Genomic DNA, 15,245 nt, shown 5'->3' on the forward strand with positions numbered 1-15,245 from the left:
TGGACGTCCCGGCCCGATCGGGACGTACTCCTGGGCCAAATGTTTACGGTGGTGTTCCGCCGGGTTGGGCCCATTTTTCAGGAAAAAACTAAATAAGGAAGGTTTGTGCATCCGGTGCAGGTCGGGTGCCCGCGGTGTTTGTACGGCCGGGTTCATGGAGACGAAGAGGAGGCAGACTCACGCTCTGGGGGTGCCCGGTGTTCCAAATTCTCTGGATCGTTCTGGCCGGTCTGGTGATCGGTCTTCTGGCCCGTCTGATCGTCCGGGGTCGGCAGAACATCCCACTCTGGCTGACGGTCGGGTTCGGCATCATCGGCGCGCTGGTGGGTAACGTGATCGCGAGCGCGCTCGGCGTGCGCCACACCGGCGGCTTCGACTGGATCCGGCACATCCTGCAGGTTGGTGTCGCGGTCGCGCTGGTCGCGATCGTCTCCCCGATGTGGGCGGCGCGTCGTGGGCAGAGCACCGGCACCCGGCGCACCGCGGGCCGACCCTAGCCCGGTGTGCACACCGGGCGGTGATGCGGGGAAGCGGCCGGTCAGCGGCCGCGGCTCACCCAGTCGTCGTAGTCGACACCCTCCTCACCGATGGTCGTGTCGTCGCCGTGACCGGTGTGCACGACGGTGTGCGCGGGCAGGGTGAGCAGCCTGGTACGGATCGAGGCCAGGATGGTCGGGAAGTCGGAGTAGGACCGCCCGGTCGCCCCGGGACCCCCGCGGAAGAGTGTGTCGCCGCTGAACAGGACCGGGTCGCCGTTGATCTTCCCGAACAGGCAGATCCCGCCGGGAGAGTGGCCCGGGGTGTGCAGGACGCGCAGCGCGCCACCTTCGGGCAGACCGATGAGCTGTCCGTCCGCGAGCGCACGGTCGGGCGCCCGGTGCGGATAGATCGCCTTCCACAGCACCACGTCGGCGGGGTGCAGCGCGATGGGCGCCCGGACCAGGTCCGCGAGCTCCGCCGCCGCATTGATGTGGTCGTTATGACCGTGCGTAGCGATGATCGATGTGACCACGCGGGTGCCGATGGCCGCCGCGATTACCGACGGGTCGTGCGCGGCGTCGATGACCAGTACCTCGTCGTCGTTTCCCACGAGCCAGACGTTGTTGTCGACCGCGAACGACTGACCGTCGAGCGTGAAGTCGCCGCGCGTGATCACCCGATCCACCCGAAGCCCGGTATTGACGATCATTGCGTCCCCTCCTCGACCCGATCGGTCTGCCCGCTGCCCGCTGCGCGTGTCGCGGGTGCCGTCGGACGGCGGTGCACCCGGTGGGGTCGACCGTATCCGGCGGTTCCCGGCTCCGGGTGGGCCCGCCGGCGACGAACCTCGCCAGTAAACAAAGGTTCAGTGAACGATGGTTCAGTAGACGGCGGCCCGGTGAACGACGACTCAGAGGATGACGACGCTGCGCAACACGTCGCCGCGCTGCATCCGGGTGAACGCCTCCTCGACGTCGCCGATCCCGATGGTCTCGGTGACGAAGGCATCGAGGTCTAGCCGGCCCCGGCGATAGAGGTCGATGAGGATCGGGAAGTCGCGGCTCGGCAGGCTGTCGCCGTACCAGGACGACGACAGGTGACCGCCGCGGCCGAGGACCTCGGCGAGCGGCAGCTCCACGGTCATCGCCGGGTCGGGTACACCCACCAGGACCAGCCGTCCCGCCAGGTCGCGGGCGTCGAAGGCCTGGCGGTAGGTCTCTGGGCGGCCCACCGCCTCAATGACCACATCGGCGCCGAAGCCGTCGGTGAGCGCCCGGATGGCCGCCACCGGATCGCCTGCCGTGGCATTCACGACATCGGTGGCACCGAAGTGTCGGGCCCAGGTGAGCTTCCGGTCGTCGACATCGACCGCGATGATCTTCCGTGCTCCCGCGATCGAGGCGCCGGCGATCGCCGCGTCGCCGACCCCGCCGCAGCCGATCACTGCCACCGTCTCACCCCGGGTGACCCTGCCGGTGTTCACGGCGGCACCGAAACCGGCCATCACCCCGCAGCCGATCAGCCCGGCCGCCTCTGGCCGGGCTGCGGGGTCCACCAGCACGCACTGGCCCGCGGCGACCAGGGTCAGCGGCGTGAACGCACCGATGCCCAGCGCCGGCGCCAGCGGCGTCCCGTCCGCCAGGGTCATCGAATTTCGCGCGTTGCGGGAGTCGAAGCAATACCAGGCCATGCCGCGCCGACAGGCCCGGCAGGTTCCGCAGGGGGCCCGCCAGGCCAGCACCACGTAGTCACCGGGGGCCAGACCCACCACGCCCTCGCCCACCGATTCGACGGTGCCGGCCGCCTCGTGCCCCAACAGGAACGGATAGTCGTCGTTGATCGCGCCCTCGCGGTAGTGCAGGTCGGTATGGCATACGCCGCAGGCGCGCACCCGTACCCGTGCCTCGCCCGGACCCGGATCTGGAACAACGATCTGCTCCAGCGAGACCGCGGCGCCCTTCTCCCGGGCCACCACCGCTTCCACCGTCTGCGCGCTCATCCCGGATCCCTTCTCCTCGAGTCTCCTCGAGCACTGGTCGGAGAGATGAATCCCTCGTCGAACCGGAGCGGTCACCCCGATGTCTGACTTTCCTACCTCCGTTGGTGGGCTCCGTCCAACACAGGTGGGGTCCGTCCAACGTGGTCACGCCGCTCATGGCGCGACACGCCGCTTTACGGCCACCCGGCGCCACCGAGAACGGGTCGGTGTCGGTACGCTCGTACCGGTCCGTTTCTGCTCTTTGTAGAAGGAGCAACCCCTCAGTGGTCCGTTTCACCGACACGTCGTCCGTCGCCTCACCGACCCGCCGCTTCTACGGGGAGGTGACGGTCGGTGATCCCCGCCTGTCCGAGGACGGGCGGCTCGAGGCCGGCGGTGAGAGTGTCGATGCCGGGGTGGGCGAGCCCGGGCCCACCGGGCGGCCGCTGCCGTCGTTTCCCGTCCCGCCCCCGCTGGCGTCGCACGGTCCCGCCTGGATCGTCGCGATGTGCAACCAGAAGGGCGGGGTCGGCAAGACCACCAGCACGATCAACCTGGGTGCCGCGCTCGCGGAGTACGGCCGGCGGGTACTCCTCGTCGACTTCGATCCTCAGGGTGCGCTGTCGGTCGGGCTCGGCGTCAACCCGATGCAGTTCGACCTGACGGTGCACGACCTCCTGCTGGGCGGGGACGCCGACGTCCGCGAGGTGATCGTCGAGACCCAGGTCGACGGGCTCGACCTGCTGCCGAGCAACATCGACCTGTCCGCCGCGGAGGTGCTGCTGGTCACCGAGGTCGGCCGCGAGCACAGCCTCGCCCGCGCGCTGGCGCCGATCCTCGACGAGTACGACGTCATCCTCGTCGACTGCCAGCCCTCGCTCGGCCTGCTGACCGTGAACGCGCTGACGGCGGCGGACGCCGTCATCGTCCCGCTGGAATGCGAGTACTTCGCGCTGCGGGGAGTGGCGCTGCTGTTGCAGACTATTGACAAGGTGCGCGAGCGGCTCAACTCACGCCTGGAGCTCGCCGGTATTCTGGCGACCATGTACGACGCCCGCACCCTGCATGCCCGGGAGGTGCTGGCCCGGGTCGTCGAACGGTTCCCGGACGAGGTGTTCCACACTGTGATCAACAGGACGGTTCGGTTCCCGGAGACCACGGTGGCCGGCGAGCCGATCACCACCTACGCCCCGACGTCGGTGGGGGCTGCTGGCTACCGGCGACTCGCCCGGGAACTGATGGTCCGGCACGACACGCCGCCGGCCGTCGGCTGAACCGAGACAACGGGGCGATCGGGGCGAAAAGGTAGCGACGTGCTGTTCCACCTTGCCGAACCCGCGGCGCTTCTCGGGATCCTCCTCGCCTTCCTCATCGGGATCTTCGCCCACGACGCCGCCCAGGTGCTCGTGGCCCGGCTAGTCCGTGACCCGACCCCGATGCGCTCGGGGCGGCTGACGACGGGCCTGAAGGGCCGGCTCAGCCCGTTCAGCGGAGTCGCTGTCTTCGTCGTCGGCTACGGCTGGGCCGAGTCGGTGCCCATGAACGACGTGTGGCGGCGGCGCCGGTTCCACGTGGCCGCCGCCGTCCTGGCCGGACCGCTGGCGTATCTCCTGCTCGCCCTGGCAACCCTGGCGGTGTTCCAGCCGCTCGGCGAGCCGGGGCTGGTGCGGCTCGGTGACCGCGTCACCGAGGTGACGGTGCCGAACAGCTTCGGTGCCGAGCTCGCGTTGTGGATGGCCGTCACGTTCGGGTCGATGTTCATCGTCAGCCTGATCCCGGTCCCCCCGACAGACGCCGGGCGGCTGCTGTTCCTGCTCGGCCCGACCACGGCCGGCTGGCGCAAAGCCCGGTACCAGTTAGCCGAGCGCAACATCGGGTTGGGCATCCTGCTGGCGTTGTTGCTGCTGCCGGTGCTGTTCGTCGGATTCCCCTCGGTCATCGGCCAGCTCATCGGCCCGTTGCTGCGGGGACTCGCCTCGCTGATAGGCCTCAACCTGGGGTGATGATGATCACGCCGACGCCGCCGGGGCGTAGCGTGGCGCCATGACCCGGTCTCGAGCTGCTCCGGCCGACCAGGCCGACCAGGCCGACGGGATGGCCGCCCCGCGTACCGGCGTGCCGACGGGTCGTGGTGGGCGCACGGAGACCTTCGTCGTCGAACTCGACAACTTCACCGGCCCCTTCGACCTGCTGCTCTCGCTCATCGCCAAGCATCGCCTCGACGTGACCGAGGTCGCGCTCTCCCAGGTCACCGACGAGTTTGTCGCGCACATCCGGCGGCTGGGGGACCAGTTCGACCTCGGCCAGGCCACCGAGTTCCTGGTGATCGCGGCGACCCTGCTCGACCTGAAGGCGGCCCGGCTGCTGCCGGGTGCCCTGTCCGAGGACGAGTCGGCGGACCTGGCCCTGCTGGAGGCCCGCGACCTGCTTTTCGCCCGGCTACTGCAGTACAAGGCGTACAAGGAGGCTGCGGCGCTCTTCGCCGGCCTCATGGCCCTGGAGGCGCGCCATACCCCCCGGGCGGTACCCCTGGAGCCCCGTTACGCCGCCGCGCTGCCGGAGGTCCAGATTGGCATCGGCCCGACGGAGCTCGCGGCGCTCGCGGCCCGGCTGCGTGAGCCGCCGCTGCCGCCGCTGGTCGCGACCGATCACGTGCACCTGCCCCGGATCAGCGTGCGGGAGCATATGCTCGCCGTCATCGCGATGCTGCGCGAGGTGGGCACCGCGACCTTCGGGATGCTGTGCGTCGGCTGCCGGCAGACCATCGAGGTGGTGGCCCGGTTCCTGGCGCTGCTGGAGCTCTTCCGCGAGGGCCGGATCTCCTTCGACCAGCAGGTCCCGCTCGGTGAGCTGACGGTGCGCTGGATCGCCCTGGATCCGGCGGTCGAGGCCGACGCCCCGCCGATCGGCCACGGGCTGTTCGGATCTGATCGGTACGGTGGGGACGCGGAGGAGGAGTCGCGGGAGGTGGCGTCGTGACTGGGACTGCCGGGACTGCCGGGACTGCCGGGGAGGCCCGGCCGCCGCTGGGTGCGTTGCTTGAGGCGGTCCTCATGGTCGCGGAGAAGCCGGTCGGCGTCGCGGAGCTCGCGACCGGCCTCGGCGCCCCGGCGCTGGAGGTCGAGCGGCTGCTCGCGCAGCTCGCCGAGCAGTATGCCCGCGACGGCTGCGGCTTCCGGCTGCGGCACACCGGTGGCGGCTGGCGCTTCTACACTGCGGACGAGTGCGCCCCCTGGGTCGAGCGATTCGTGCTCGCCGGCCAGTCGGCCCGGCTGTCGCAGGCTGCGCTGGAGACCATGGCCGTCGTCGCCTACCAGCAGCCGGTGAGCCGGGGGCGGATCTCGGCGGTGCGGGGTGTCTCCGCCGACGGAGTCATCCGCACCCTCACCGCCCGCGGCCTGGTCGAGGAGGTAGGGCACGATCCGGAGACCGGCGCGATCCTCTACGGCACCACCGACTACTTTCTCGAACGGATGGGGCTGCGCGGGCTCGACGAACTGCCGCCGCTCGCCCCCCTGCTGCCCGGTCTCGATGAGATTGATGACATTGTTACGTCATGAGCACCAGGTTCCCGTCATGAGTACCGGTGACCGCCCGGACGAGCCCCAGGACCAGGGCATCCGGCTGCAGAAGGTGCTGGCCGCCGCCGGGGTGGGCTCCCGCCGGCACAGCGAGGAGTTGATCGCTGCCGGTCGGGTCCGGGTGGATGGCACCGTGGTGCGCGAGCAGGGCCGCCGGGTCGATCCCGAAACCGCCCTCATCGAGGTCGACGGTGAGCGGATCGTCACCAGGGCGGGCCTGGTCCACTTGGCGTTGAACAAGCCGCGCGGGGTGCTCTCGGCGATGTCGGACGACCGGGGCCGGCCGACGATCGCGGATCTGCTCATGGAGTTCGGCGGCGGGCTGTTCCACGTCGGCCGGCTCGACGCCGACAGCGAGGGGCTGCTGCTCGTCACCAACGACGGGGAGCTCGCGCACCGGCTCACCCATCCCTCGTTCGCCGTCCCCAAGACCTACCTCGTCGAGGTGTCCGGTCCGCTGCGCCGCGACGTCCTGCGCCAGCTGCGCGCGGAGGTCGAACTCGACGACGGCCCGGTGCGCGCGGACTCGGCGCGCGTCGTCGACAACGCGAACGGACGGGTGATGGTCGAGGTCGTTGTGCACGAAGGGCGCAAGCACGTCGTCCGCCGGATGATGGACGCCGTCGGCCACCCGGTGCATCGGCTGGTGCGCACCCGGTTCGGGGCGGTGTCGCTGGGAACCCTGCGCGCTGGGCGGGCCCGTCACCTCACCCGTCACGAGATCGGCACCCTGTATCACGGCGTCGGTCTCGAGGCTTTAGGCTCAAGGCCATGGTCGGGTCGGGATGGGATGTCGCATGCCTTCCGCGCCTGCGCCGGGTCGGGGTCGTCGGCACGGGCCTGATCGGGACCAGTATCGGTCTCGCGCTGTCGGCAAGGGGCATCGAGGTCCTGCTCCGCGACGTGGACGAGGCACAGGTTGCGCTTGCCGAGAAGATGGGGGCCGGGCGGCCGTGGGCGGGGGAGCGGGTCGATCATGCGGTCGTCGCCACCCCGCTGCCGAGTGTCGCGGCCCAGGTACGCGCCCTGGCCCGCTCCGGCCTCGCGGACACGATCAGCGACGCCGGCAGCGTCAAGGTCCGACCGTTGGTCGAGGGAGTCCAGCTCGGCTGCGACCTCACGACGTGGTGCCCAGCCCACCCCATCGCCGGCCGGGAACGGCACGGGGCCGTCTCCGCCCGGGCGGACCTGTTCGCCGAGCGGGTCTGGGCGGTCTGTCCCGTCCCGCACACCGGGTCGGCCGCGGTGCACGCCACGGTGGCGCTGGCGTTCGCCTGCGGGGCCACGCCGGTGCGGACCACCCCGCAGCGTCACGACGCGGCGATGGCGTCGGTCTCCCACGTGCCCCAGATCGTCGCGAGCGCGCTCGCGGGGGTGCTCGTCGGGCTGCCGGAACGGGACGTGCCCTTCGTCGGGCAGGGGTTCCGCGACACCACCCGGCTCGCCGACAGCGACGCCGAGCTGTGGTCGGGGATCATCGAGGGTAACCGCGGCCCGATCGCCGAGCGGGTACGTTCCCTCGGCGCCCAGCTCACCGCGCTCGCCGGCGTCCTCGACACCGGTTCCGGTGACGAGGTCACCGCCGCGGTCTCCCGGCTCATGCGGTGCGGCCAGGCCGGCCGTGCGCTGCTTCCGCGCAAGCCCGGCGCCCCGGCGCAGTCCTGGGGCTGGGTGGGGGTCGTGCTCGATGACCGACCTGGCCAGCTCGCCGCGCTCGTCGGCTTCATCAGCCAGTGGCAGATCAACATCGAGGATGTCGGGCCCTTCGAGCACAGCCTCGACGCACCCGCCGGCATCGTCGAGCTCGCGGTGGACCCGACGGCCGCGGACGAGCTCGTCGACCGATTGACGCTCAACGGCTGGACGGCATACCGGCGATCCTGATGCCGTACCGAGTAGCCTGATCCGGGTTGCACATGTCGGCATCCGCGGGGGCGCGATCCGACAACATTTATTATGTGACCGGGACGGAGGAATCGGGTGAAGCCCGACCACGGGTCTGCGCTGTCGGCAGGAAGCATGGTCACCGACAGCCGGGAGGGAACGTCTGCGCCGCTCGGGTCCGAGGGAGATGGTCCCGCGGTCCACGAAGGCGGGGCCGAGGGTCTGATCGTGGCGGTCGACGGTCCCGGAGGGTCGGGGAAGAGCACCGTGGCCCGCGAGATCGCCCGCCGTCTCGGCCTGCGGTACCTCGACACCGGGGCGATGTACCGCGCAGTCACCCAGCTCGCGCTGGAACGGCGGATCGACATCGAGGACCCGGCGGCGGTCGCGGAGCTGGCCGAGCGGGCGGTGATCTCGGTCGGTACGGACCCGGACGAGCCCTCGATCGCCATCGACGGTGTCGGGGTGGACGCCCAGATCCGCACCCGCGCGGTGACCAACGCGGTCAGTGCGATCGCGGCGGTGCCGGCGGTGCGGGCGTTGCTCGTCACTCAACAGCGTCAGGTGATCGCCGCCGCGTTGCCGGCCGGCGGCATCGTCGTGGAGGGTCGCGACATCGGCTCGGTCGTGGCGCCGGGCGCCCAGATCAAGGTCTTCCTCACCGCCTCGACCGAGGTCCGTGCGCTGCGTCGCTCCCGCCAGCTCGGGGAGAAGGGCGTTGACGACGTCGCCCGGACCCTCGCCGAACTCGACCGGCGCGACGCGCTCGACAGCAACCGGGCGGCGGACCCGCTGGCCATCCCGCCCGACGCGATGGTTCTGGACTCGACGGCCCGGTCGGTGCCCGAAGTCGTCGACGAGGTGCTTCGGCGTTGCGAGCAGCTGCCGAACCGGACGAGATGACCACGTCGAACCCCCGCGCTGAGGCTCCCCGCGCTGAGGCCGCTCGGCCGGGCGACGGTGCCGGCGAACGTGCCGCGGAGGCGGCCGGGCGGGCCGCCCGGGTCGCGCGTGGACCGGTCCACCGGGGTGCCGCGTCACCGGTCTACAACGACCTCCCGCACCGCGTCCTCAAGCCCGGGGTCCGCTGGTTCCTCAACCGGGTGGTCATGCAGATCAGCCTGGAGGGGCTCGAGAACGTCCCCTTCGACGAACCGTTGATCTTCGCTGGGAACCACAGCAGTTGGCTGGATGGCCCGTTGGTGGTGATCGAGTCCCCGCGGACCGTGCGCTGCCTGAGCAAGATCGAGATGTACCGGGGGGTGCTCGGCCGGGCGTTGCTGTTCAGCGGTCAGATTCCGATCGATCGTGATCGGGCCGACCGGGAGGCCCTGCACACCGCACTGGACGAGCTCTCCCGCGGCGGGGCGATCGGGTTGTTCCCCGAGGGCACCCGGGGCAGCGGGGAGATGGCGGCGGTCCAGCACGGTATCGCCTACCTCGCGGTGCACGGCCGCTGCCGCGTCCTACCGGTGGCCTGCATCAACACCGGTGCCGCCCTGCCCCGGGGGGCGCGCTGGCCGCGCCGGTCGGTGCCGATCCGGGTAGTCTTCGGTGCGCCGTTCGCGGTGGAGGTGCCGGCGAACCCACGTTCGCGCAAGGCGCTGGCCGCCGTCGCGGAGGACATCCGGGTGCGCCTGCTCGACCATCTGGCGACCGTCCGGGCCGGAAAGGCCTGCGGTGAGGCCTGCGGTGAGGCCGGCGGGACCGGCGGGGCCGACCGGGCCGGCTCCGGGTAACCTGAGCAAGATCGCTGCTCGCTCCGGACGGGCGGGTGAGAGCCCCCGGCGATCCGACCACGCTCGAGTGCCCGGCGCCGAGCCCGGGAATCACAGGCGATCCCGTCCCACGATGACAGTTGGCAGTGACAGTGATGAGCGGACAAGACCTATCAACGGACCTCGGCGCGGCCGGGTTCGACCGGTTCGCCAACGGTGGCCTCGGCGATGACGTCGGTGGCTTCGGCGATGACGTCGGTGGCCCCGACGGGTTCGTCGGCGAGCTCGACGGCGAGTTCGCGAGCCCCGGGGCCGGTCAACCGGTGGTGGCCGTTGTGGGGCGACCCAACGTGGGCAAGTCGACGTTGGTCAACCGCATCCTCGGCCGGCGCGCCGCGGTCGTCGAGGACGTCCCCGGGGTGACCCGTGATCGCGTCGCCTACGACGCGGTCTGGAGCGGGCGGCGGTTCACCCTCGTCGACACCGGCGGCTGGGAACCCGACGCGACGGGGCTGGCCGCCCAGGTCTCCGAGCAGGCCCGCGCGGCGCTCGACACCGCCGATGCGGTGCTGTTCATCGTGGACGTCGTCACCGGCGCCACCGACGCCGACGAGGCGGTCGCCCGGGTGCTGCACCGCTGCGGGCTGCCAGTGATCCTGGTGGCGAACAAGGTCGACGACGTACGATTCGAGGCTGATGCGGCGGCGCTGTGGAGCCTCGGGCTCGGCGAGCCGCACCCGGTCTCGGCCCTGCACGGCCGGGGCAGCGGAGACCTGCTCGACGCCGTGCTCGCCGCGTTGCCCGAGGCGCCGCGCGAGATCCTCACCGAGTCCGACGGCCCCCGGCGGGTCGCACTGATCGGCCGGCCCAACGTCGGCAAGTCGCGTCTGCTGAACAAGCTCGCCGGCAGCCGGCGGTCGTTGGTGCACGACGTCGCCGGCACCACCCGGGACCCGGTCGACGAGCTGGTGACGGTCGGCGGCGAGGAGTGGATGTTCATCGACACCGCCGGGCTGCGCCGTCGCGTCCGGGAGGCCTCCGGCGCCGAGTACTATTCGTCGCTGCGCACCGCCTCGGCCCTGGAAGCCGCCGAGGTCGCCATCGTCCTGCTCGCCGCGGACGAGCCGGTGACCGAGCAGGACCAGCGGGTCATCTCGATGGTCGTCGACGCGGGACGGGCCCTCGTCCTCGCCTTCAACAAGTGGGACTTGGTGGACACCGACCGCCGGCTCACCCTGGAACGGGAGATCGTCCGCGACCTCGGCCGGGTCGCGTGGGCGCCGCGGGTGAACGTCTCAGCCCGTACCGGGCGTGCGACCGACCGGCTCGCCCCCGCGCTGCGCACCGCGCTGGAATCCTGGGGTACCCGGATCCCGACCGGCCGGCTGAACACCTGGCTGGGTGAGGTCGTCGCTGCGACCCCGCCGCCAGCGCGTGGAGGGCGGGTTCCGAAGGTTCTGTTCGCGACCCAGGCCGGAGTGCGCCCGCCGCGGTTCGTGGTGTTCACGACGGGTTTTCTGGAGTCGTCCTACCGCCGGTTCCTGGAACGCCGGCTCCGGGAGGACTTCGGCTTCGCCGGTTCGCCCATCTCGATCTCGGTGCGGGTGCGTGAACGCGGCGACCGCAGGGGCGGCGGCTGACGGTTGGACCGGGTTCCGGCCGCCAGCCGGGCGGGTTTTCCGGACCGGCCGGACGGCGGCTTACGACGAAAAAACCCGTTGAGCAGGCTCACAAGCCTGACCAACGGGTTTTACCACCTCTGTCGGGACGACAGGATTTGAACCTGCGACCCCCAGACCCCCAGTCTGGTGCGCTACCAAGCTGCGCCACGTCCCGTACGGCAGCAACGTTACCGTACCGGCGACCACTACGGTGACCGGGGGTCGCGTCGTCAACGGCGCGACCCCCGGCCCTCGTGCGTGGGCTCCGCGTGGGACCAGGCCGAGGCCGTCACCCACGAGGTGTCTGTACGCCGCATGGCCGCCGAACAGCAGGGTCAGCTCGCGCCCTGGGCACGCCGTCGGGCAACCCCGGCGCCGATCAGCAGGGCGCCTACTGCCGCACCGGCCAGCGGGAGCAGGGGTGAGGACCCGGGGTCGGCCATCCCGCCGCCACCTGCGGCGACACCGGCCCCCGGCCCGCCCCCCGGCCCCCCCCCCGCCCCCCGGCCCGCCCCCCGGCCCGACTCCGGCACCGACGCCACCGACGCCACCGACGACGCAGTCGCGCTTCTTGTCGTCCCAGCGGAACCAGTTGTCCTTGCCGTCCTTGCCGTCCCGATCGTCCTTGCCGTCCAGGCCGTCCAGGCCGTTCCTGCCGTCCCGATCGTCCTTGCCGTCCAGGCCGTTCCTGCCGTCCAGGCCGTCGTCGATCCGATCGGCCCGGACCTGCTTGTCGCCGTCGATCTTGTCATCGCGGTCGCGGTCCTTGTCGTCCCGATCGTCCTTGTCGCCGAAGATGCCCCACCCGTCCTTCTTGTCGTCGCACCGGTGGTTGTCCTTGTCGTCGAGGGCGTGGGCAGCAGCCAGGCCGGGCCCGAAGGTGAGGGTGACGCTCGCCGCGCTGGATATCGCGAGAACGGCGGCGCTCCGACCCATACCTTTCTTCATCTGGTCCCCTCTCTCACGTACGGTGATCGATTAATTACTGCGAGTGATACCCTAGCGACTGAGCGTGGGGGTGCGGGTCAACCGCCCGGGCGTGGTGCGGCCGGATCGACCTCCTCGCGGCGGCGATCGGGTCGCTTCTTCGGTCTAGTTCGTCCAGTTTTCGGTGATCTCGGAATCATTGAGACCAGTGCACCTCGCTCACAAGCATGCCGCTCACGGAAAGTATCTCTACCGATTGATAGAGTCACTATCAGTGGCCTTGTGGTGCGGGCGCGTGACGGTTCGGAGCCGCGAGCGGTGCGCTGGACGATCCACCTCGGGAGCGATCCGCACGGGCATGTAGACGATCGACGGGCGGGATGGCGGGAGGAGCTGTGAAAGGTGGGACGGGCAGCGGTAACCAGCGGCCCGCGAACGGCGCACCGACGGCCTTCTCCGTCCGCGCACCCGCCGCGGGCAGGCGCCTCCTGCTTTGGCGGTGGCTTCTCCTCGTCGGGGCGGTCCTTGTCCTCGGCAGCGGTTTCCGGCTGGCGGAACCGGCGTTCGACGCCGTCCGCGGCGGTTCCGGGGCGGACACGACGGCCGGCATCGCCGACGTCCCGCTGCCGCCCACCCCCGTGCCGACGACCGGCCGGTTCGGGCTACCTCCCGCCGTCCCCGAGCAGCCGGTGGTGGTCGTTAACAATCCGTCCCGGCTGCGCATCCCCCAGATCAGGGTGGACGCTCCGATCATTCATCTGGGTCTGAACCCGGATGGCACGCTCGGGGTGCCCAAGGCATGGGGGGATGTCGGCTGGTATGACCGTGGTCCGGCGCCTGGCGGCATCGGCCCTGCCGTGCTCGTCGGCCACTACGATTCCACCACCGGCCCGGCGGTCTTCTACCGGCTGCACGAGCTCGTGCCCGGCGACCGTGTCGAGGTCGCCTCGCCGACCGGCGTGTCCACGACGTTTGTCGTCGATCGCGCGGAGAACGTGGTGAAGTCGAGGTTCCCGGCGAACCGGGTCTACGGACCGGTACTCCGCCCTGAACTGCGCCTGATCACCTGCGGGGGCGCCTTCGATCGGAAGGCCGGGCACTATCTCAACAACCTGGTGGTGTACGCGCACGCCGAATCCTCGGCAGGAGCCGCGCCCGTCGTGCCGGCCCGGTCTGCGGCGAGCATGCTTCCGCCGAATCCGCCGCGAGTGCCCGTACCCGCGCACTCGTCGCCTGGGCACGCGTCGCCTGGGCTGCCGAGGCCGGCGCAGATTTCGTCAGGCCAGCCGGCACGGCCGCAGCCGGCGCAGGTCGGTTCTGTCCCGGGTGTGAACCCGCAGCCCGCACCCTGACGACCCGGCCCGTTCCGCTGCCGGATCGCCGACGAGACAGCCGGAGAGATCTACGACACGTCGATGCTTGGGGGCGTCGTGACGACCTGACCGAGGTGGCGTGACCGAGCCGCCGACAGGCACCCGGCGTGACGGCATCCGTACTTCTTGCTGAGAGGCGGCGGCCTTCTGGTGCCGTGTTCAAGTGTTGGGGTGGGGGTGATTGCGGGTCGCCCGGGCATGTCCACTATCGTCATCAACGGCACTTCTGTTCTACCGATCCCTAGGTGTCCAGATTATGAAGTGTCTGTTACGTGTCATACAGATATACCTATTTTGATAGAGATACCCGTCGAACCGATGTGCCTGGCCCTGCCCCCGGTTCGGCGGCCCCTCCGAGTATGTCGGGGCAGGTGCGGGGAGCCGTAGTTCCGGGTGTGGCCGGCGGATCCGGCCGCGTTCCGGCGGTGACGGCACTGACCGGGTCGTTGGTCGCCGGGCTGACCAGCCCGAACCCGACAGCTCCCTCGTAGGCGCACGGGAAGGACACGTCTTGCCCCGTCGTGGTATGGCCTGGCTTCCGGAGGACTGGGACCAGTTCGTCCGGAATCGTCAGCGCCCGTCGGCGCCCCACGGCTCCTCAGGCTCCGGCGCGGCTCGCCGCCGTACCACTCCTCCTCCGCGACGCGCGGTCACCATCGCCGCGTTCACCACCGGGACGATCGCGGCCTCGACCGCCGCCTTCGCGGCCACCGTCCCCGGGGGCACCGACGGAACCTCGTCGCTGGAGTCGAACTCCCTCACCCAGGAAGCCGCGCTCGTCCCGGGACACCACGCCACCGGCCACGATGCGGCCTCGGCCCGCAGGCTCGCCCCGTTGGCCACCGCCATCGCGGACCACGACCCCGTCTTCACCAGCGTCTCGATCGCCGCGGACAAGACCTCGGTCGCGCCCAACACCCCGGTGGTGCTCACGGTGCGGGCGTTGGAATCGGACAGCGGCACCCCGCTCGCGAACCAGGACGTCCGTATCGTCGTGGTGAACGGTCCCCAGTGGCAGACCTCCACGAGGTTGCGGACCGGCGCGAACGGTACCGCGCAGATCACCGCGCGCCTGCTCTCCACGACGACGATCACCGCGGTCTTCGACGGATCGAACGCCCTGCGTCCCTCCCTGGCCAGCGCCGCCACGGTGACGATCGCGAGTCCGACGAGTCCGACGGGTCCGGGACGGTCGGGTTCCGTGATCGACCAGGCGATTCCGAAGGTCATCCCGGGTAGTTCGATCGGGGAGAAGGCCGTCTACCTCGCGTCACTGCACAAGGGCAAGCCGTATGTCTGGGGCGCGGAGGGCCCGTACTCGTTCGACTGCTCCGGCCTCGCCCAGTACGTCTTCAAGCAGCTCGGCCGCTCGCTGCCGCGCATGGCGCAGGGGCAGTACAACGTCTCCGCCAAGGTGCCCCAGTCGGGCAAACAGCCCGGCGACTTGATCTTCTACGGTACTCCTGGGAATATCTACCACGTCGGCATCTATGCAGGGAACGGGTATATGTGGGCCGCCCCGCAGACCGGCGGTGTCGTGTCGCTGCGGCCCATCTACAGCTCCACCTACAAAGTCGGCCGCATCCTCTGAGCCCGGTCCCATCTGACCCGGTCCGAACGCCGGGGTACCCCGCCGGCGGATC

At 70.6% G+C, this 15,245-nt stretch carries 14 protein-coding genes and 1 tRNA gene; 12 read left to right on the forward strand and 3 right to left on the reverse strand.

The annotated features are described in order from the left end of the window. Nucleotides 1–197: 197 nt before the first annotated feature. Nucleotides 198–497, forward strand: a complete 300-nt coding sequence (locus AC08OU_RS04895) for a GlsB/YeaQ/YmgE family stress response membrane protein (RefSeq protein WP_462186285.1) — start codon at nucleotides 198–200, stop codon at nucleotides 495–497. Between the two features lie 41 nt (nucleotides 498–538). Here the strand turns inward: AC08OU_RS04895 and AC08OU_RS04900 are convergent, their stop codons facing one another. Both AC08OU_RS04900 and AC08OU_RS04905 read right to left on the reverse strand, forming a co-directional pair. Continuing rightward, nucleotides 539–1,189: an MBL fold metallo-hydrolase gene (locus AC08OU_RS04900; protein ID WP_476604418.1), complete on the reverse strand. Its 651-nt coding sequence runs from the start codon at nucleotides 1,187–1,189 to the stop codon at nucleotides 539–541. A 201-nt stretch (nucleotides 1,190–1,390) separates the two neighbouring features. Next, entirely contained in the window at nucleotides 1,391–2,479 is a 1,089-nt protein-coding gene (locus AC08OU_RS04905; protein WP_462186283.1) for an S-(hydroxymethyl)mycothiol dehydrogenase, read from the reverse strand. Between the two features lie 263 nt (nucleotides 2,480–2,742). On the opposite strand from AC08OU_RS04905, the gene AC08OU_RS04910 reads away from it, so the two are divergent. From AC08OU_RS04910 to der, 9 genes are all read left to right on the forward strand, one after another. Beyond that, nucleotides 2,743–3,732 carry a ParA family protein gene (locus AC08OU_RS04910; RefSeq protein ID WP_476592406.1) on the forward strand — a complete coding sequence of 330 codons (990 nt, stop codon included), beginning with the start codon at nucleotides 2,743–2,745 and terminating at the stop codon, nucleotides 3,730–3,732. Nucleotides 3,733–3,771: 39 nt separating this feature from the next. Beyond that, a complete protein-coding gene (locus AC08OU_RS04915; RefSeq protein ID WP_462186281.1) occupies nucleotides 3,772–4,461 on the forward strand; it encodes a zinc metalloprotease in 690 nt (229 codons plus the stop codon). Between the two features lie 40 nt (nucleotides 4,462–4,501). Continuing rightward, complete coding sequence (locus AC08OU_RS04920) at nucleotides 4,502–5,437, forward strand: segregation and condensation protein A (RefSeq protein ID WP_462186280.1); 936 nt, start codon at nucleotides 4,502–4,504, stop codon at nucleotides 5,435–5,437. Continuing rightward, nucleotides 5,434–6,018 carry an SMC-Scp complex subunit ScpB gene (gene scpB / locus AC08OU_RS04925; RefSeq protein ID WP_476601889.1) on the forward strand — a complete coding sequence of 195 codons (585 nt, stop codon included), beginning with the start codon at nucleotides 5,434–5,436 and terminating at the stop codon, nucleotides 6,016–6,018. The genes AC08OU_RS04920 and scpB overlap by 4 nt, the downstream gene beginning before the upstream one ends. 16 nt (nucleotides 6,019–6,034) lie before the next feature. Next, nucleotides 6,035–6,883, forward strand: coding sequence for a pseudouridine synthase (locus tag AC08OU_RS04930; protein ID WP_476601890.1), 849 nt, complete (start codon nucleotides 6,035–6,037; stop codon nucleotides 6,881–6,883). Then, the gene (locus AC08OU_RS04935) at nucleotides 6,811–7,923 is read left to right on the forward strand and encodes a prephenate dehydrogenase (protein ID WP_462186277.1); all 1,113 of its coding nucleotides are present in this window, start codon (nucleotides 6,811–6,813) and stop codon (nucleotides 7,921–7,923) included. The genes AC08OU_RS04930 and AC08OU_RS04935 overlap by 73 nt, the downstream gene beginning before the upstream one ends. Nucleotides 7,924–8,019: 96 nt before the next feature. Then, nucleotides 8,020–8,826 carry a (d)CMP kinase gene (gene cmk, locus AC08OU_RS04940; protein ID WP_476594991.1) on the forward strand — a complete coding sequence of 269 codons (807 nt, stop codon included), beginning with the start codon at nucleotides 8,020–8,022 and terminating at the stop codon, nucleotides 8,824–8,826. Beyond that, nucleotides 8,823–9,662 carry a lysophospholipid acyltransferase family protein gene (locus tag AC08OU_RS04945; protein ID WP_476604419.1) on the forward strand — a complete coding sequence of 280 codons (840 nt, stop codon included), beginning with the start codon at nucleotides 8,823–8,825 and terminating at the stop codon, nucleotides 9,660–9,662. The genes cmk and AC08OU_RS04945 overlap by 4 nt, the downstream gene beginning before the upstream one ends. Nucleotides 9,663–9,796: 134 nt before the next feature. Continuing rightward, complete coding sequence (gene der, locus AC08OU_RS04950; protein ID WP_476599228.1) at nucleotides 9,797–11,281, forward strand: ribosome biogenesis GTPase Der; 1,485 nt, start codon at nucleotides 9,797–9,799, stop codon at nucleotides 11,279–11,281. A gap of 122 nt (nucleotides 11,282–11,403) precedes the next feature. Here the strand turns inward: der and AC08OU_RS04955 are convergent. Further along, nucleotides 11,404–11,477 (reverse strand) — tRNA-Pro (locus tag AC08OU_RS04955). 1,147 nt (nucleotides 11,478–12,624) lie between these two features. On the opposite strand from AC08OU_RS04955, the gene AC08OU_RS04960 reads away from it, so the two are divergent. Together AC08OU_RS04960 and AC08OU_RS04965 are read left to right on the forward strand one after the other, a co-directional pair. Next, nucleotides 12,625–13,581: a class F sortase gene (locus tag AC08OU_RS04960; protein WP_476604420.1), complete on the forward strand. Its 957-nt coding sequence runs from the start codon at nucleotides 12,625–12,627 to the stop codon at nucleotides 13,579–13,581. 532 nt (nucleotides 13,582–14,113) lie between these two features. Next, complete coding sequence (locus tag AC08OU_RS04965) at nucleotides 14,114–15,193, forward strand: C40 family peptidase (RefSeq protein WP_476599222.1); 1,080 nt, start codon at nucleotides 14,114–14,116, stop codon at nucleotides 15,191–15,193. Nucleotides 15,194–15,245 lie beyond the last annotated feature (52 nt).

The sequence above is a fragment of the Frankia sp. CcMO1 genome, assembly GCF_977945845.1.